Raw genomic sequence first — 18,689 nt, 5'->3', positions numbered from 1 at the left:
CACGAGGCCTCAGTAGACAAAGCTGACGGGCGCGCCGCCCTGTGGATGCGGCAGAATGCCCATCGGAATGCCATAAATATCACCCAGCACCCCGGCCTGCATAATCGCTTCCGGTCCGCCTTGCGCGATCACTTCGCCCGCGCGCAGCGCCACCAGCCGGTCACAGTAGCGAGCCGCCATGTTGAGATCGTGCAGTACCGCTATCACCGTCAGGCCGCGTTCGTGGCTGAGGCGCTGAATCAGCGCCAGCACATCAACCTGATGGGCGATATCCAGCGCCGACGTGGGTTCGTCCAGCAGCAGACAGCGGCTGTTCTGCGCCACCAGCATCGCCAGCCACGCACGCTGCCGCTCGCCGCCGGACAGACTGTCCACCAGCCGCCCGGCGAAGGGTTTCAGTCCAACCAGCGCAATCGCCTCGTCTACCCGATCGCGATCTTCCTGGCCGTAGCGCCCCAGCGCACCGTGCCACGGATAGCGCCCAATCGCCACCAGCTCGCGCACCGTCATGCCCTCCGCCGCGGGCAGCTGCTGCGGCAGATAGGCTACCTGACGTGCAAAAGCTTTACTGCTCCAGGTATCAACCGCTTCACCTTTGAGCATCACGCGCCCTTCGCTGGCGGCATGGTGACGGCCGAGCATCTTCAGCAGCGTGGATTTACCGGAACCGTTATGCCCGATCAGCGCGGTGACTTTGCCCGGGGCGAAAGTCAGCGACAGCGGATGCAGCAGCGTGCGGCCGGGCACACGGAAGCTGACGTTTTCCAGTGAAAAGGTGGTTTCTGCGTGGTGCGGATGCTGCATGATAATCCCTGGTTAACGGGCGCCGCAGCGCCCTGTGTTCAGTATCAGAAGCGGAAGGTGGCGGTACCGACGATCTGGCGCTCTGCGCCCCAGTAGCAGGCGTAGTCGCGGTAGCAGCTGGCAACGTATTCGCGATCGAACAGGTTATTGATGTTGACGCCCACGGTTGAGCCCGGCAAACCGAAGCGGCCCAGATCGTACTTCAGTGCGGCATCTACAGTGGTGTACGCGGCGACGTCAAAGTTCTGGTTGGATTTCACGCCATTTTGCTCATTGTCAGCGTACAGGCCTTTGCTTTCACCCCCGTAGCGCACTCCGGCCCCCACGGTGAAGCCCGACAGTGCGGTTTCGTGGAAGGTGTAATCGCCCCACAGCGAAGCCATATGCTTCGGCACCTGCACCGGCGTACGGCCTCTCAGCAAGGTGTCTTCGGTGTATTCCGCATCGGTATAAGAGTAAGCCGCCGTCAGGTTGATGTTGGCGTTAAGCGCCGCTTTGGCTTCCAGCTCGACGCCGCGTGAGCGGATTTCACCGCTTTGCACGCTGGCAAATTGATGGCTTGCATCGGGATCGGCCGTCAGGTTCTTCGTTTTGGTCAGCTGATAGACCGCCGCCGTCATGACAATCGGACGATCTTTGGGAACGTATTTTACGCCCGCTTCATATTGTTTAGCGCGTGACGGATCAAACGCTTCGCCGCCCCATGTTGCGCCAGCATTAGGAATAAACGCTTCGCTGTAACTGAAATAAGGTGCAATGCCATTATCGAACACATAGTTAACGCCACCACGCCAGGTAAAGGCCTGATCGTTCTGGCGATCAACGCTCTGCGCTACGCGGTCGGTAACGGAATTCATCGCGTAGTCGTAGCGGCCACCGAGCGTCAGCACCCAGCGGTTCCACTCCATTTGATCCTGCGCGTACAGACCGGTCTGGCGTTGCTGGTTCAAACGCTGATAAGGATCGTCATAAGGGGTGTAACTGTCGTTGCCATATTGCGGATTGAATGGACTCAGGCCGGTGGCGGTGCCGAACTGACCATCAATATCGTTACGGGTGCGCTGAAAATCGACGCCCAGCAGTAACGTATGGGCTAAATCACCGGTTGCGAATTTAGCCTGCGCTTGCGTATCCACGGCAAACTGGTTGAGTTTTTCTTTTGAGAATGCGGCATTGCGGGTAATCAGTTGATTCTCAGGGTTATAACCGAAGCCATAAATGCTGCGATAATCGGTCTGCATTTCGGCATAGCGCAGATTCTGGCGCACCGTCCAGGTATCGTTAAAGCTGTGCTCAAAGTTGTAGCCAACCATTTTGGTGTTGCGCGAGATCTTATTGCTGTCTTCGCCTTCATCGAAATTGGTGGGCAGCTTATAGCTGCTGCCGTCCGGCCGGGTGATGCCCACCACGGTGCCTTCACGCGGCAGCCAGCCGTAATAGCCGGTTTCCGGTTCGTTCTGGAAGTAGGTCAGCAGGTCAAAGCGGGTATTGGCATCGGGACGCCAGCTGAACGAAGGCGCAATCGTATAGCGCTTCTCTTTGTTCATCTCCTGTTGCGCATCGGCGCTGCGCGCCAGGCCGGTCAGGCGATAGCTGTAAACGCCGTCATCATCCAGTGAGCCGCCAAAATCGAAGCCGGTGGAGAACAGGTTGTCGGTGCCCATCTGGAACTGGACTTCACGCAGCGTCTCCTGGGTCGGCCGCTTGCTCACCAGTGACACCACACCGCCCGGGTTGCTCTTACCGTACAGCACCGACACCGGACCGCGCAGCAGCTCCGCGCGCTCGAGGAAGTAAGGATCGATAGCGAATTCGGAGTAGTTGTCACCCTGCAGCTTCAGGCCATCCAGATACTGGTTGGTGTTGGTTTCGCTGAAGCCGCGAATCGACAGCGCGTCGATAACGTCCGAGCTGCCGCGGTTACCGGTCAGCACGCCTGGCGTGTAATTGAACGCACCTTTGACGCTGGTCACCGCATGCATTGACATCTCTTCCTGCGTCACCACCGACACCGACTGCGGATTCTTCTCGATTGGCGTATCGGTTTTGGTGCCGGTCGCGCTGTGTTTGGCGGCGATGGTCGGCGACGGTCCCCATGCGCTCTCCTGCACTACGCCGCTGCCGCCATCAGCCGTCACCACCACGGTATCTTCGGCCAGCGCCTGCATGCTGAGTGTGCCCAGAGTCAGGGAAATCAATAACGCGAGCGGTCGACGGGTGGTCACCGCGCGCAGAGAACAAGGAAAAGTGTTTCGCGCATTCATAGTGGGATCTCATGAAAATAGAACAATGCAGGCGAATGGAAACGAGAATGATTATTAGACGCACGGATTTTAGGCGAAACCCGGCAAGCACCGCAAGATGTAATGCCTGCTGGCGGTGAGTTTGCCAGCGGATCGCACATATCCATGATCGCGGCTAAAAAAATGGCGGGCAAAGAAAAAGGCGCCGCAGCGCCAGAGGGAGTTAAATTCAGCTTTTATGCAAGACTCAGGCTGGAGCGCCGCCATGTATCTGGCACCGCCACGTGGTGGTAAAACGCCGGCACTGCACAGGCTCTGAAGGTATAAAGCAGGTGCAGTGCCGGATGGCTTATTTACTGCCAAACATATCTTTAATCCAGCCCGCGACGCCGTCAGAGTCTTTCTGCTCGCCCTGCGGCTGCTGCTGTTGCTGCTGTTGCTGTTGCTGCTCTTGCTGTTGCTGCTGCTGAATCTGCTGCTGTTGCTGCTGGCACAGCGCGTTCGGATCCAGCGCCCACACCGGCAGCGAACGCCAGGTGCTGCTGCCGCTGCCGCAGACAAAGTTACCGGCCGAATCGATATTCATCTGAGTGATATCTTCCGGTGGCGTCAGGACCAGTGGCATCGGCGCCTGGTTGTCGAGGTAGCGACGATAGATCTGCATCGCACCACTGGCACCGTACAGCTTCGAGGTCTGGTTGTTGTCGCGGCCAACCCAGGTGATCGCCACTTCTTTGCCATCAATACCGGCAAACCAGCTGTCGATCAGGTCATTGGTGGTACCGGTTTTCGCCGCCAGATGCGCACCCGGGAAGCGTGCGCCCAGCGCCCGCGCCGTACCGTGATCGGCCACCTGCTGCATGGTATACAGCGTCAGATACGCCGCCTGCGCCGGCTCAACGCGCTGCGCCTGCGGGAAGCTCTGATACAGCACCGTGCCATCTTCCGCAATCACCGAGCGCACCGCCGACAGCGCAGCGCGGTTACCGCCGCTGGCAATTGACTGGAACGCCTGCGCCACTTCAATCGGCGTCAGGTTAAGCGCCCCCAGCAGCATCGCCGGTACCGGATGCAGCTGATCTTTTGGCACGCCCAGTTTGGTCCAGGTATCCACTACCGCGTCGAGTCCCAGCGTCATACCGAGGTTAACGGTTGGCACGTTCATCGAGTTAGTCAGCGCATCCACCAGCATCACTTTACCGCTGAAGCGACGATCGTCGTTCATCGGCTTCCACACCGAACCGTTTGGCTGTTTCAGCGCGATCGGCTCGTCGGCGATCCAGCTGTTCAGGCGATAGCTGTTTGGCTGGCTGAGGGCGGTCAGATAGGTCGCCGGTTTTGCCAGTGAACCAATCGAGCGACGCGCCTGCAGCGCGCGGTTATAGCCGGCAAACTGCGGATCGGCACCGCCGACCATGGCGCGCACTTCACCACTGAAGCGGTCGACTACCACCATCGCGGTTTCCAGATCTTTCAGCCCGCGCTGTTTCTTCAGCGTGGGAATGCCGTCTTCAACCGCTTTTTCCGCCGCATCCTGCGAAATCGGATCGAGCGTGGTGAAGATCTTCACGCCGGAGAGGTCTTTGACCTTATCGCCCAGCTTCGCCTGCAGCTCATTACGCACCATCTGCATAAATGCCGGCTGCGGCGTGATCACCCCACCTTTCGGCTGAACGCCAAGCGGCCGCGCCGACAGCATGTCGTACAGCTCCTGATCGATCACTTTCTGCTGTTGCAGCAGACGCAGCACCAGGTTACGACGCTCCAGCGCCAGCTGCGGATTACGCCACGGATTGTACAGCGACGCACCTTTAACCATGCCGACCAGCATCGCCTGCTGATCAAGGCTCAGTTCGTCCACCGGGCGGCCAAAGTAGTACAGGCTGGCCAGCGGGAAACCGCGGATTTGGTCATTGCCCGCCTGGCCGAGATACACCTCGTTCAGGTAGAGCTCAAGAATGCGATCTTTGCTGTAGCGCGCATCCATGATCACCGCCATATAGGCTTCACGCGCTTTACGCCACAGCGAGCGTTCGTTGGTGAGGAACAGGTTTTTCACCAGTTGCTGCGTCAGCGTACTGCCGCCCTGCACCGCTTTACCGGCGGTGATATTGGCGAGGAAGGCGCGACCAATCGAGTACGGGCTGATGCCGTCATGCTCGTAGAAGTGGCGGTCTTCGGTGGCGATCAGCGTATCGACCAGCAAATCCGGGAACCCGGCGCGCGGCACAAACAGACGCTGCTCGCCGTTTGGCGACTGCAACATGGTGATCAGCCGCGGATCGAGGCGGAAGAAGCCAAAGTCGCGTCCGGTATCGAGGTTTTTAATCTCGCTCAGCTCGTTGTTGCTGAAGGTGAGACGCGCGTTAATCTGGCCCTCTTTGCTGTCCGGAAAATCAAACGGACGGCGCAGCAGGTCAATGGTGTTGCCTTTCACGCTGAACTCACCCGGACGGGTAATGCGCGACACTTCGCGATACTGCGTGCCTTCCAGCAGCGCAATCATCTCTTTCTTGTCGTAAGCCATGCCCGGTTCGAGGCTGACCATGCGCCCGTACACGGCTGCTGGCAGCTGCCACACTTTACCGTCAATGCGGCTGCGGATTTCCGAATCGAGATAGACGCCCCAGGCGGCCATCACCACGACAAACACCAGGAAGAGTTTAATCAACCAGCCTAACCAGCGGCGTTTGCCACGCGCGGGTCGTTTTCCTTTACCTTTGGGTGGCACCGGCGCACTCTCCTCATCATCTTCGTCAAAATCGTCCTGATCGATATCATCTTCAGGCTCCCTGCGGCGACCCCGGCGCGTAACGTTACGCGGCGGCTTTGGCGCTTTTCCTTTGCGCCCAATAGGTTCGCGATCGTTCCCAGACATGCTTTGTTTTCTCCAGGCATAGCTACGGCAGCGCCGCTACTCTAACTGCTTTCTCGTGCCGCGCATGGCAGAACCCTCTGAATTCGATCCACTGCGGGCTACGAGGAATATTTTTTGGTGCGCCTCGTCGGCAAGGCGCTGGCCGGATCGTCCGGCCACGGATGTTTGGGATAGCGCCCTTTCATCTCTTTCTGCACTTCAGGATACGCACCGCGCCAGAACGCCGCGAGGTCGCGGGTGATCTGCAGCGGACGGTGCGCCGGCGAAAGCAGCTCCAGCACCAGCGGAACGCGCCCATCGGCAACCGCCGGGTTCTGCGCCTCGCCAAACATCTCCTGCATACGCACCGCCAGCACGGGGGGCTTTTCCGCGTCGTAGCGAATCGGCAGGCGACTTCCGGTCGGCACAGTGTAATGAGTTGGCAGCACAGTATCCAGCCGCTGCCGCTGTGACCATGTCAGCAAATGTAATAAAGCGCTGACAAGATTAACGCTCTGCAGCCCTTTTAAATCGCGTACTGCGCCCATCTCCGGCAGCAGCCAGTGCTCCAGCGAGGCCAGTAGTGTGTCATCATCCAGCGTCGGCCACGCCTCTTCCGGCAGCCACTGCGCGGCGCACTGCAGGCGCACACGCAGCTGCTCTGCCTCTGGCGTCCAGCCGAGCACCGCCAGCCCTTTTTCGCGGATCCAGCGCAGCATCGCCGGATGCAGGATCTCCGGCTCGGGCCGCGCCTGCGGCTGGGCCCGCAGGATCAGCGCGCCAATCGCTTCCCGCTTCCACGCGCGCAGCGTGCCTTTGTCGTCATCCCAGTCCACATCGGTGCGCTGCTCAACCAGCTGCGGGCACTGCTGGCGTAACGCATCCATCTCTACCGGCAGCGCCAGCAGCATGCGTGCATCGGCGCTGCTGGCCCCCTGCAGCAGGCTCGGTGCAATCAGCCACTCATAGCGGCTCAGGCCGTCGTGCTCATCCAGCATTGCGCCGATACCATTGGCGAGCTGATAGCGCGCGCTGTGACCGCGACGCTGCGCCAGCCGGTCAGCAAATCCGGCGGCCAGCAGCGCCGGGAAGCGATCGGCGTCAACGCGCCCCTGACCTGCATTCAGGCGCTGCTGCCAGTGGCGCGCGCGCCGCAGCCACTGCGGCTGTGGCTGGTTGAGCGCATCACGCAGATCGACACTGCCGCTGCGCGGCGGATCCTCCAGAATCGCCACCAGCAACGCCGCGCTGGCGATGGCGTGCACATCGTCGCCGGCGGCGCACAGCATCGCCGTGAGACGTGGATCGCTGCCGAGCTGCGCCATTTTACGGCCGCGCGCGCTGAGCCGCCATTCGCTATCCAGTGCGCCGAGCCGCTGCAGCTGTTGACGTGCCGCCTGCAGGCTGCGCGCCGGTGGACTATCCAGCCATTGCAGCTGAGCCGCGTCCTGACAGCCCCACTGCAGTAAATCCAGCTGCAGCGAGGCCAGATCGCTGGTGAGTATCTCCGGCTCACTCTGCGCCGCCGCACGCAGCGCCTGCTCCTGCGGCAGCAGATGCAGACAGATCCCCGGCGCCAGGCGACCGGCGCGGCCAGCGCGCTGCGTCATTGATGCCTGGCTGATGCGCTGGGTCAGCAAACGCGTCACGCCGCTGCGCACGTCAAACTGCGCCGCGCGCTCCAGCGCGCTGTCCACCACCAGGCGAATGCCTTCAATCGTCAGGCTGGTCTCGGCGATATTGGTGGCGAGCACCACTTTACGCCGGCCCGGCGCGGCCGGCAGGATGGCTCGCCGCTGTGCCTCCAGCGACAGCGCACCATATAAAGGAGATAAATCCACCTCATCACTGACGCGCGACGCCAGTTCACGCTTCACCCGTTCAATCTCCGCCACGCCGGGCAGAAACAGCAGCAGCGAACCGGGCTCATCCCGCAGCAACTGTGCCACCTCGCGCGCCACTGCCTCTTCAAACCGCTGCTGCGGATTGAGCGAGGCGTAACGTCGAATCACCGGAAAGCTGCGCCCCTGTGACGCAATAAACGGCGCGTCGGGCAGCAGCGTGCGTAGCTGCTGATTATCCAGCGTTGCCGACATCAGCAGAATTTTCAGGTCGTCGCGCAATCCCTGCTGCACATCAAGCAGCAGCGCCAGCGCCAGATCAGCCTGCAGGCTGCGCTCATGGAATTCGTCGAGGATCACCAGCGATACGCCCTCCAGCAGCGGATCGCGCTGCAGCATGCGCGTCAGAATGCCTTCGGTGACCACCAGCAGACGCGTCGCTGCGCTGCTGCAGTTTTCCCCGCGCAGCCGATAGCCTACCGTCCCGCCCGGCTGTTCACCCAGCTGTTCCGCCAGCCGCTGTGCCACGTTGCGTGCCGCCAGCCGGCGCGGCTCCAGCATGATGATTTGCCCTGACAGCTGCGCCTGTTGCAGCAGCTGTAGCGGCAGCCAGGTGGATTTCCCGGCGCCGGTCGGGGCCGCCAGCAGCACCTGTGGCGACTGCGCCAGCGCGGCCAGCAATGCAGGCAGTACCTCGCTTACCGGTAACTCACTCACACTCAACTCCCACTCTGCCTGTGCTAAGATGGCGCGCATTGTACACCACCCGGCGCCAATTACCGGAGTTCAGCATGGCCACGCAACGACTGTTTTTTGCCCTCGAATTGCCTGATGCCCTCCAGCAACAACTGGTGCAATGGCGGGCCGATTGCTTCGCCGCAGACGCGGGTAAACCGGTGGCGTCGGCGAATCTGCACCTGACGCTGGCGTTTCTCGGTGAGGTCAGCACGGAAACGGCGGAGCAGCTGCAGCAGCTGGCGGCACGCATCCGCCAGCCGGGCTTTACGCTGGATCTCGATGACGCCGGTCACTGGCCGCGTCCCGGCGTGGTGTGGCTTGGCTGCCAGCGCGCGCCGCGCGGTTTACTGCAGCTGGCCAACCTGCTGCGCGCCCAGGCCGCGCGCCATGGTTGTGCGCAGAGTACGCAGCCGTTCCATCCCCACATCACCCTGCTGCGCCACGCGGCGCAGGCCGTGGCGCTGCCGCCGCGCGGTTTTCACTGGCGCGTTGAGGTGAGTCATTTCGCGCTGTTTGCGTCCAGTTTCACGCAGGGACGCACGCGCTATCGCCGGCTGGCGCGCTGGCCGCTGTTATCTGCCGCAGGAGCATAAATGCAGTTCGATCCGCCGTTACAATCAGCCCGCTTAATCACCCGCTATAAACGTTTTTTAGCCGATGTCATTACGCCTGAAGGTGACACCTTTACCCTGCACTGCGCCAATACCGGTGCGATGACCGGCTGCGCCACGCCAGGCGACACGGTGTGGTACTCCACCTCGGCCAGCGCGACGCGCAAATATCCGCATAGCTGGGAAATAACGCAAACCGCGCAGGGCCACTGGATTTGCGTCAACACCCTGCGCGCCAACCAACTGGTGCGCGAGGCGCTGCTGCGCGATGCAATTCCGGAATTATCCGCTTATAGCCACTGCCAGGCTGAGGTGAAATACGGCACGGAAAAAAGCCGAATTGACTTCCTGTTGCAAGCGGAGGGCAAAGCCAACTGCTATATTGAAGTCAAGTCCGTCACCCTTTTACAAAATGGTAAAGGCTATTTTCCGGATGCGGTGACGGCTCGTGGACAGAAACATCTGCGCGAATTAAGCACTATCGCGGCAGAAGGCCACCGGGCCGTTTTGTTGTTTGCTGTTCTGCACACGGGGATTGAGGACGTTTCCCCGGCGCACCATATCGATGCGCAATACGCAGAACTACTGGTACAGGCGCAGCGCTGCGGTGTGGAAGTGTTGGCGTATCAGGCTCAGATTTCACCGGCAGAAATGTTACTTACCCGGCCGTTAACGGTAACGATTAACGCACAGTTGTAATATTTAACGTTATTTGCTGTGATAAGAATGTTCTGAGCGGTGCGCTAAATACGCTGTTCCTCACAGGCTTGTCAAGGTGCGTTCATGAATAATTGCCAACCTTGATTGCTTCTGCTATTTATAGCGGCCTGTTTTTTTCCCTGATGGGAATCGATATGCCCCGCATGCGTCGGGTTGCAGGCAAAGGCTTTCGCAATCTGAAACAGAACGGGTAGTGCGTGTTATCCAGGAGAAACAACATGCAAGAAGGGCAAAACCGTAAAACATCGTCCCTGAGTATCCTCGCCATCGCTGGGGTGGAGCCGTATCAGGAGAAACCGGGCGAAGAGTATATGAATGACGCCCAGCTGAGCCATTTCCGCAAGATTCTGGAAGCCTGGCGCAACCAACTCAGGGATGAAGTAGACCGTACTGTGTCGCATATGCAGGACGAAGCTGCCAACTTCCCGGATCCGGTTGACCGTGCCGCCCAGGAAGAGGAGTTCAGCCTGGAGCTGCGTAACCGCGATCGTGAGCGCAAACTCATTAAAAAGATTGAGAAAACGCTCAAGAAAGTGGAAGACGACGACTTTGGCTACTGCGAATCCTGTGGGGTCGAAATTGGTATCCGCCGTCTCGAAGCGCGTCCGACCGCCGATCTCTGCATTGACTGCAAAACGCTGGCAGAAATCCGCGAGAAGCAGATGGCAGGCTAATGGCCGTTAACAGACTGTCGCCGCACAGCCGGGAAAACCACTGTTTTCCCGCCGTGCGGTGTACCACAGCATGATGTCCGCCACGCTTCCCTGCATCGGGCGTTTCGCCCCCTCTCCTTCCGGTGATCTTCATTTCGGTTCGCTGATAGCCGCATTAGGCAGCTACCTGAGCGCGCGCGCGCAGCAGGGCCGCTGGCTGGTGCGCATTGAAGATATTGATCCGCCGCGTGAAGTCGCCGGTGCCGCAACGCGCATCCTGCGTCAGCTGACGCATTATGGGCTGCACTGGGACGGCGACGTGCTGTGGCAGTCGCAGCGCCACGAGGCCTATCGCGCGGCGCTGAGCTGGCTGCGCGAACACCGTCAAAGCTACTTTTGTACCTGCCCGCGCAGCCGCATTCAGCAGCTGGGCGGCTTTTACGACGGTCACTGCCGCGATTTACATTTGCCGCCGGACGGCGCCGCGCTGCGGCTGCGTCAGCATGCGCCGGTGTACGGTTTTGACGATCGCCTGCGCGGCCATCTGCAGGCGGAGCCGCGTCTGGCGCAGGAAGACTTTATTATTCACCGTCGTGACGGACTGTTCGCCTATAACCTTGCGGTGGTGGTCGATGACCATTTTCAGGGCGTGACGGAGATTGTGCGCGGTGCGGATTTGATTGAGCCAACGGTGCGCCAGATTGCGCTGTATCAGCAGTTTGGCTGGCCGGTGCCGGCTTATCTGCATCTGCCGCTGGCAATTAACCCGGACGGTAATAAATTGTCGAAGCAGAACCACGCGCCAGCCTTACCGGACGGCGATCCGCGACCGGTGCTGGTGCAGGCGCTGAGCTTTCTGGGGCAGTCGGTTTTGCCAGGCTGGCAGGACCATGGGCTGGAGGCGTTGCTGGACCATGCGGTTACACACTGGGATAGCGCATCGATTCCGCGGCATGATGCGCAACAACCGGATGAGGCGACAACGCCATTCCTAAATGGTTCGCAACAGGCTATGATTAGCCGCTGATTTTATTCACACCCATTTTCTCACTGTCGAGGTGTCCCATTTTTACCCGAGTCGCTAATTTTTGCCGGAGAGTCCTCAAGCGTGATGAGGAGGCCCCTGAAGAGGTGGAAACCGTAAGTCTGATGACCGTTATCCCCCGGGAAAGCCACAATATCTCACGCAAAGATATCAGCGAAAACGCTCTCAAAGTGCTGTATCGCCTGAACAAAGCCGGATACGAAGCCTATCTGGTTGGCGGCGGCGTGCGCGATTTGCTGCTGGGTAAAAAGCCGAAGGACTTTGACGTGACCACCAACGCCACGCCGGAGCAGATGCGTAAGCTATTCCGCAACTGCCGCCTGGTCGGGCGTCGCTTCCGTCTGGCGCATGTGATGTTCGGTCCGGAAGTGATCGAAGTCGCCACGTTCCGCGGCCACCATCAGGAAGAGAGCGTCGACGATCGCAACGGTTCGCAGCGCGGTCAGAACGGCATGCTGCTGCGCGACAACATTTTTGGCAACATTGAAGATGATGCGCAGCGCCGCGATTTAACCATCAACAGCCTCTATTACAGCGTGGCTGATTTCACCGTGCGCGATTACGTCGGTGGCCTGCAGGATCTGCAGGAAGGCATCATCCGCATGATTGGCGATCCGGAAACGCGCTACCGCGAAGATCCGGTGCGTATGCTGCGCGTGGTGCGCTTCGCCGCCAAGCTGGACATGAGCATTGCGGCGGAAACCGCCGAGCCGATTCCCCGCCTCGCCACGCTGCTGAATGACATTCCGCCGGCGCGCCTGTTTGAAGAGTCGCTGAAGCTGCTGCAGGCCGGTTACGGTTATCGCACCTATCTGATGATGCGTGAATACCAGCTGTTCCAGCCGCTGTTCCCGACGCTGGCGCGCAACTTCACCGAACAGGGCGACAGCCCGATGGAGCGCATGCTGGCCCAGGTGCTGAAAAACACCGATACCCGCCTGCACAACGATATGCGCGTGAATCCGGCGTTCCTGTTTGCGGCGATGTTCTGGTATCCGCAGCTGGAGTCAGCCGAGCAGATTGCGCAGGAGAGCGGCCTGACCTATTTCGACGCCTTTGCGCTGTCCATGAACGAAACGCTGGATGAAGCCTGCCGTGCGCTGGCGATTCCGAAACGTATCACCACGCTGATTCGCGATATCTGGCAGCTGCAGCTGCGCATGTCGCGCCGTCACGGTAAGCGCGCATGGAAGCTGATGGAGCATCCTAAATTCCGTGCCGCCTACGACCTGCTGGCGCTGCGCGCAGAAGTCGAGAACAACGCCGAGCTGCTGCGCCTCAGCCAGTGGTGGGGCGAGTTCCAGTCGGCGGTGCCGACACAGCAGAAGACCATGCTCAACACCCTGGGTGACGATCCGGCTCCGCGCCGTAAACCACGCCGTCCGCGCCGTCGTCCAGCTGGCCCGCGCCGCGACAGCAACCACAGCGCGTCATGACGCGGGTCTATCTCGCCTTAGGCAGTAATCTCGCCGATCCGCTGCATCAGGTTGATGCAGCGCTGGCCGCGCTGGATGCCATTCCCGATACCCACCGCGTAGCCACCTCCGCGTTTTATCGCACGCCACCGTACGGCCCGCCGGATCAGCCGGATTACCTCAACGCCGTGGTGGCACTGGAGACCACACTGGCCGCGGAAACGCTGCTCGATCACACCCAGCGCATTGAGCTGGAGCATGGCCGGGTGCGCAAAGCTGAACGCTGGGGACCGCGCACGCTGGACCTCGATATCATGCTGTTCGGCAATGCAGTGATCCACACGCCGCGCCTGACGGTGCCGCACTACGATATGCACAACCGCGCCTTCATGCTGGTGCCACTGCTGGAAATCGCGCCGACGCTGCGCCTGCCGAACGGCCAGCCGCTGGCCGGCATTCTGGCGACGCTGGACCGCAGCAGCATTCGCTTGTGGTCCGCCTGACGCGGCAGAATCGCACGCCCGTCGTATCGCCTTTGCAATCAATCCAGTACACTGCGCGCATCAGAAAATGCTGGAGATTGCGATGAAACCCACCACCCTCTCTCACTTACGCCAGCTGAAAGCCAGCGGCCGCAAGTTCGCCACGCTGACCGCCTACGATTTCAGCTTCGCGCGCCTGTTTGCCGACCAGGGCATTCCGCTGCTGCTGATTGGCGATTCGCTCGGCATGACCGTGCAGGGCCATGATTCCACGCTGCCGGTGACGGTCGACGATATTGCTTATCACACCGCCGCCGTGCGGCGCGGTGCGCCTAACGCGCTGGTGATGGCCGACCTGCCATTTATGAGTTACGCCACGCCGCAGCAAACCTTTGACAGTGCCGCGCAGCTGATGCGCGCCGGTGCCAACCTGGTAAAACTGGAAGGCGGCGCCTGGCTGGCAGAGACCGTGCGCATGCTGACCGAACGCGCCGTGCCGGTGTGTGGTCATCTGGGATTGACACCGCAGTCGGTTAATATCTTCGGTGGCTACAAGGTGCAGGGGCGCGATGAAGCGGCAGCCGAGCGCCTGCTGGCGGATGCGCTGGCGCTGGAAGCGGCCGGTATGCAGCTGCTGGTGCTGGAATGCGTGCCGGTCGCGCTGGCTGAGCGCGTCACAAAAGCGTTGTCGGTACCGGTGATCGGCATCGGTGCCGGTAACGTCACCGACGGCCAGATTCTGGTGATGCACGACGCGTTTGGTATTACCGGCGGCCACATTCCAAAATTTGCCAAAAATTTCCTTGCGGAAACCGGCGACATTCGTGCGGCAATTCGCCAGTATATGGCCGACGTTGAGGCAGGCACCTACCCTGCTGCCGAACACAGTTTCCAGTAAATCAGGAGATTTGCAGTGCTGATCATTGAAACGCTGCCGCTGCTGCGCCGTGAGATTCGACGCTGGCGCCAGGCAGGTAAACGCATCGCGCTGGTGCCCACTATGGGCAACCTGCATGAGGGGCATCTGACGCTGGTGGATGAAGCACGCCAGCGCGCAGATATCGTGGTGGTATCGATCTTCGTTAACCCGATGCAGTTTGATCGCGCCGACGACCTGGCGCGCTATCCGCGCACGCTGCAGGACGATTGTGAAAAACTCAATCGCCACAGCGTCGACCTGGTCTTTGCCCCGGCGCCGGCCGATGTCTATCCGCAGGGTCTCGACAGCCAGACGTTTGTTGAAGTCCCGGGCCTCTCCTCGCTGCTGGAGGGCGCCAGCCGTCCCGGTCATTTCCGCGGCGTGGCGACCATCGTCAGTAAGCTGTTTAATCTGGTACAGCCGGATATCGCCTGTTTTGGCGAGAAGGATTTTCAGCAGCTGGCGATCATCCGCAAGATGGTGGCGGACATGGGCTTTGACATTGACATCGTTGGCGTGCCGACGGTGCGCGCCAAAGACGGTCTCGCGCTCAGCTCACGTAACGGCTATCTTACTGCCGATGAACGCAAGCTGGCGCCGGTGCTCAGCCAGGTGATGAACAGCATGGCGCAGCGCCTCAGCAACGGCGAGCGGCACGTGGATGAGATTATTGAGCACGCCGAACAGACGCTGCGCGATCAGGGCCTGCGCCCGGACGGCCTGGCCATCTGCGATGCCGATACGCTGCAGCCGCTGACGGTCGACAGCCAGCGCGCAGTGATTCTGATGGCCGCCTGGCTTGGCAATGCGCGTTTGATTGATAATCAGCAAGTGGATCTGACGGTTTAACGCCGTCGTTTATGGGCAGCATGTACCCGCTACACACTGCGCGGTGGAAACCGGCCGCGCACGGGTATAACAAAGGTATCACGCTATGATTCGTACCGTATTACAAGGCAAACTGCACCGCGTAAAAGTGACGCAGGCGGATTTGCATTATGAAGGCTCCTGCGCCATCGATCAGGATTTTCTTGATGCCTCCGGCATTCTGCAATACGAAGCCATCGACATCTATAACGTCACCAACGGCCAGCGCTTCTCTACCTATGCCATTGCCGCCGAGCGTGGCTCGAAAATCATTTCGGTCAACGGTGCAGCCGCGCGCTGTGCCTGTCAGGGCGATCTGCTGATCATCTGTTCTTATGTGCAGGTGGAAGATGAAGTAGCGCGCAGCTGGCAGCCCAAAGTGGCCTACTTCGACGGCGATAACGAGATGAAACGTATCGCTAAAGCGCTGCCGGTGCAGGTGGCCTGATCATCCCGCGCGCTGTACTGACAGCGCGCCTTTCCCTTATACGCCCGCCAGCTGCGGCTGCCCTTTGCGCTTCAGCGTAAACAACCAGTCAAACCATCCTTTTGCCCGCAGTACGCACAGCGCCGTTGGCAACGCCAGCGCGACGCTGAACGCCAGCACAAAATGCAGGTCAGCCAGCCACGCAGAGTGGCCGTCGTGGCGCAGCAATTTACTGCACACCTGAATCGCCAGATAGTGCGACAGATAAAACACAATCGAATGGCGGCCAACGTAGTTAATCGCCCGCAGATTGATACGACAGGCCAGCGCAACGAACAGCGGGATTGAGGGCAGCGCCAGCGGCAGCAGCCACGGCGAATGCTGACGCAGCCCGCCCCACAGGCTGAACACCGCAAGCAACATAAAGGCGATCAGCGACAGCAGCAGCGGCGTACGACGCTGCGCGAACGCGGCAATATCAATATCCTGGCGCACCAGCCAGTCGGCGCTGTAGAAGAAGGCAAACAGCACCAGCGACTTGTTCAGATGCAGGTTGTCGAAACTGGCAAACAGCGAGTCAGGCGGCACCGGCGGCAGCAGCACCGCACCGGCAACGCACAATGTCAGCACCAGCGCCGCAGGCAGGCGGCGCGCCGGGATAATCAGCACAAAGAACAGAAACAGCGAGTGCAGAAACCAGGTGATATCGCCGCCGCTCAGATGGCCGAGCGCGATGGCCAGCGGCGACTGTGGGTGATTGGCCATCGCGCTGAAGGTCCACTTCAGCCCGCCGTAGATCAGCGCCCAGACGGCAAACGGATAGAGAATGCTGCTGACTTTGTTTCGCAGATAGCGCGCCTGCCCGTGGCGTAAACCGCTGGCGACGAACAGTCCGGAGACGAAGCACATCAGCCCCATACGCACCGGCGCCAGCAGCTGATTCACCAGCTCGTTAAAGGCAGTGAAGTGCCCGGCCTGCTGGTTCACTGCAATCATACAGTGCAAAAAAATCACCGCCAGAATACTCATGCCGCGTAAATTATCAATCCATGATACCCGATTCACTCTTCGCTTCCCCGCTGCTTTTTTGGTCAGCGGCCACTATGGGGAAAGCCACAGACTGAAAGCACAAGACGCGTCTGGAATTGCGAAGAGTGGGTAAAAAAAAGCCGCCGCCGGACGACGCCGGCAGCGGCTTCTTATTCGGACCTGCGCCTCAGGTGCGCAAGCCGCGTCCGCGCTGAATCAGCGCATACACCAGCACGTAAAACACCACGATAAACGCCACCAGCACTGACAGCGTCAACACCAGCGGAACATCGTTGATGCCAAGGAAGCCATAGCGGAACCCGCTGATCATGTACACCACCGGATTGAGCTTCGACACCGCCTGCCAGAACGGCGGCAGCAGCGCCAGCGAGTAGAATACGCCACCGAGGTAAGTTAACGGCGTCAGCACGAAGGTCGGGATCAGGCTGATATCGTCAAAGGTGCGCGCAAACACCGCATTCAGCAGGCCCGCCAGCGAGAACAGAATCGCCGTCAGCAGCAGCGTGATCGCCACCATCGGCCACGAGAATACGTGGAACGGCACGAAAAACAGCGACACCGCCGTCACCAGCACGCCCACGCACACGCCGCGCGCTACGCCGCCGCCGACATAACCGGCGATAATGATGTGCGTCGGCACCGGCGCCACCAGCAGCTCTTCAATGTTGCGCTGGAACTTGGCGCTGAAGAATGACGAGGCGACGTTGGCGTAAGCGTTGGTGATCACCGCCATCATAATCAGGCCCGGCACGATAAACTGCATGTAGCTGAAGCCGTGCATATCGCCGATGCGTGAGCCGATCAGATTGCCAAAGATAATGAAGTACAGCGTCATGGTGATCACCGGCGGCACCAGCGTCTGAATCCAGATGCGGGCAAAACGGTTGATCTCTTTGCTCCAGATACTCTTGAGCGCAACCCAGTACAGATGCGTCATGCGGTTACTCCTGTTTTTCCCTGCGTCAGGCTGACGAACAGCTCTTCCAGACGATTCGCTTTATTGCGCATGCTGAGCACCTGCACGCCCTGCGCGCTCAGCTGGCTGAATACGCTATTCAGCCCCTGTTCACGCATCACTTCCACTTCCAGCGTTGAGGTATCAACCAGACGATACTGGAAGCCCTCCAGCTGCGGCAGCGGGCTGCGCGGCGCCAGGTCGAGGATAAAGGTTTCCGACTGCAGCTTGGACAGCAGCCCTTTCATTGAGGTGTTCTCCACCAGCTCGCCGCTCTGGATGATGCCGATGTTACGGCACAGCATTTCCGCCTCTTCCAGATAGTGGGTGGTCAGGATGATGGTGGTGCCTTTGGCGTTCAGCTCTTTCAGGAACACCCACATCGAGCGGCGCAGTTCGATATCCACGCCAGCCGTCGGCTCATCAAGAATCAGCAGTTTCGGTTCATGCATCAGCGCCCGGGCAATCATCAGCCGGCGCTTCATCCCGCCGGACAACATGCGCGCCCGTTCGTTACGCTTGCCCCACAGGTCGAGCTGATTAAGGTATTTTTCCGCGCGCTTGTTCGCTTCGGCGCGTTCCACGCCGTAATAACCGGCCTGATTAACCACAATCTGCATTACGGTTTCAAACGGGTTAAAGTTGAATTCCTGTGGCACCAGCCCAAGCTGCCGCTTGGCGTTGACCACATCTTTCTGCAGGTCGTAGCCAAACACGCGCACGCTGCCGCTGGATTTGTTCACCAGCGAGCTGATAATGCCAATGGTGGTGGACTTACCGGCACCGTTAGGGCCCAGTAAGGCATAAAAGTCGCCTGCTTCCACGTTGAGATCGAGGCCTTTCAGCGCCTGTACGCCGCCGGGATAGGTCTTGGTCAGCCCGGAAAGTTCCAGTGCATAAGTCATTGCGAGTCCGTACCCTGTTGTAGTGACATCATAGCCATATGAAATGATAGTGCGCTCGCGTCGAGCGTGCGGGGTTATTCAGCGATAACGGTTGTGAAATCAAAGGAATTGCGCAGAGTGATAACCCACCACACTCTACCACTCTGCGTGCCGCAGG

Annotated in this window: 16 protein-coding genes; 9 read left to right on the top strand and 7 right to left on the bottom strand. The window is 60.0% G+C overall.

Annotated features, from left to right (window positions below):
* Nucleotides 1-9: 9 nt before the first annotated feature.
* From fhuC to hrpB, 4 genes are all read right to left on the bottom strand, one after another.
* Nucleotides 10-804 carry a Fe3+-hydroxamate ABC transporter ATP-binding protein FhuC gene (gene fhuC, locus KOL70_RS15985; RefSeq protein ID WP_215480898.1) on the bottom strand — a complete coding sequence of 265 codons (795 nt, stop codon included), beginning with the start codon at nt 802-804 and terminating at the stop codon, nt 10-12.
* A gap of 44 nt (nt 805-848) precedes the next feature.
* A complete protein-coding gene (fhuA, locus tag KOL70_RS15980; protein ID WP_215480896.1) occupies nt 849-3,068 on the bottom strand; it encodes a ferrichrome porin FhuA in 2,220 nt (739 codons plus the stop codon).
* Between the two features lie 328 nt (nt 3,069-3,396).
* Nucleotides 3,397-5,925 carry a bifunctional glycosyl transferase/transpeptidase gene (gene mrcB, locus KOL70_RS15975; RefSeq protein ID WP_104188135.1) on the bottom strand — a complete coding sequence of 843 codons (2,529 nt, stop codon included), beginning with the start codon at nt 5,923-5,925 and terminating at the stop codon, nt 3,397-3,399.
* Nucleotides 5,926-6,023: 98 nt separating this feature from the next.
* Nucleotides 6,024-8,501 carry an ATP-dependent helicase HrpB gene (gene hrpB, locus KOL70_RS15970; RefSeq protein WP_127833695.1) on the bottom strand — a complete coding sequence of 826 codons (2,478 nt, stop codon included), beginning with the start codon at nt 8,499-8,501 and terminating at the stop codon, nt 6,024-6,026.
* A 35-nt stretch (nt 8,502-8,536) separates the two neighbouring features.
* On the opposite strand from hrpB, the gene thpR reads away from it, so the two are divergent.
* The 9 genes from thpR to panD all read left to right on the top strand — a co-directional run bounded on the left by thpR (nt 8,537) and on the right by panD (nt 15,643).
* A complete protein-coding gene (gene thpR, locus KOL70_RS15965; RefSeq protein ID WP_215480895.1) occupies nt 8,537-9,076 on the top strand; it encodes an RNA 2',3'-cyclic phosphodiesterase in 540 nt (179 codons plus the stop codon).
* A complete protein-coding gene (gene sfsA / locus KOL70_RS15960; protein WP_021507511.1) occupies nt 9,077-9,793 on the top strand; it encodes a DNA/RNA nuclease SfsA in 717 nt (238 codons plus the stop codon).
* Nucleotides 9,794-10,032: 239 nt separating this feature from the next.
* Nucleotides 10,033-10,488, top strand: a complete 456-nt coding sequence (gene dksA, locus KOL70_RS15955) for an RNA polymerase-binding protein DksA (RefSeq protein WP_021507512.1) — start codon at nt 10,033-10,035, stop codon at nt 10,486-10,488.
* Between the two features lie 70 nt (nt 10,489-10,558).
* Nucleotides 10,559-11,494, top strand: coding sequence for a tRNA glutamyl-Q(34) synthetase GluQRS (gene gluQRS, locus KOL70_RS15950; RefSeq protein ID WP_371824662.1), 936 nt, complete (start codon nt 10,559-10,561; stop codon nt 11,492-11,494).
* 38 nt (nt 11,495-11,532) lie between these two features.
* Nucleotides 11,533-12,948, top strand: a complete 1,416-nt coding sequence (gene pcnB, locus KOL70_RS15945) for a polynucleotide adenylyltransferase PcnB (RefSeq protein ID WP_206099480.1) — start codon at nt 11,533-11,535, stop codon at nt 12,946-12,948.
* Nucleotides 12,945-13,430 (top strand): 2-amino-4-hydroxy-6-hydroxymethyldihydropteridine diphosphokinase, encoded by a 486-nt coding sequence (folK, locus tag KOL70_RS15940; protein ID WP_058780459.1) that lies wholly within the window; start codon nt 12,945-12,947, stop codon nt 13,428-13,430. Before pcnB ends, folK begins: the two co-directional genes overlap by 4 nt.
* 82 nt (nt 13,431-13,512) lie before the next feature.
* Nucleotides 13,513-14,307 carry a 3-methyl-2-oxobutanoate hydroxymethyltransferase gene (gene panB, locus KOL70_RS15935; RefSeq protein ID WP_088516660.1) on the top strand — a complete coding sequence of 265 codons (795 nt, stop codon included), beginning with the start codon at nt 13,513-13,515 and terminating at the stop codon, nt 14,305-14,307.
* Nucleotides 14,308-14,322: 15 nt separating this feature from the next.
* Entirely contained in the window at nt 14,323-15,177 is an 855-nt protein-coding gene (panC, locus tag KOL70_RS15930) for a pantoate--beta-alanine ligase (RefSeq protein WP_021507517.1), read from the top strand.
* 85 nt (nt 15,178-15,262) lie between these two features.
* Nucleotides 15,263-15,643 carry an aspartate 1-decarboxylase gene (gene panD, locus KOL70_RS15925; RefSeq protein WP_021507518.1) on the top strand — a complete coding sequence of 127 codons (381 nt, stop codon included), beginning with the start codon at nt 15,263-15,265 and terminating at the stop codon, nt 15,641-15,643.
* Nucleotides 15,644-15,679: 36 nt separating this feature from the next.
* Here the strand turns inward: panD and KOL70_RS15920 are convergent, their stop codons facing one another.
* The 3 genes from KOL70_RS15920 to KOL70_RS15910 all read right to left on the bottom strand — a co-directional run bounded on the left by KOL70_RS15920 (nt 15,680) and on the right by KOL70_RS15910 (nt 18,532).
* Nucleotides 15,680-16,687 carry an acyltransferase gene (locus tag KOL70_RS15920; protein ID WP_215480893.1) on the bottom strand — a complete coding sequence of 336 codons (1,008 nt, stop codon included), beginning with the start codon at nt 16,685-16,687 and terminating at the stop codon, nt 15,680-15,682.
* Nucleotides 16,688-16,838: 151 nt separating this feature from the next.
* A complete protein-coding gene (locus tag KOL70_RS15915) occupies nt 16,839-17,609 on the bottom strand; it encodes an ABC transporter permease (protein WP_021507520.1) in 771 nt (256 codons plus the stop codon).
* Nucleotides 17,606-18,532 carry an ABC transporter ATP-binding protein gene (locus KOL70_RS15910; protein WP_021507521.1) on the bottom strand — a complete coding sequence of 309 codons (927 nt, stop codon included), beginning with the start codon at nt 18,530-18,532 and terminating at the stop codon, nt 17,606-17,608. The genes KOL70_RS15915 and KOL70_RS15910 overlap by 4 nt, the downstream gene beginning before the upstream one ends.
* Between the last annotated feature and the right edge of the window lie 157 nt (nt 18,533-18,689).

This window comes from Pantoea sp. B270, assembly GCF_018726825.1.
GTDB lineage: Bacteria > Pseudomonadota > Gammaproteobacteria > Enterobacterales > Enterobacteriaceae > Pantoea > Pantoea dispersa.
Note: the sequence above shows the minus strand (reverse complement) of the source record. Positions and strands in the feature narration are given on the sequence as shown.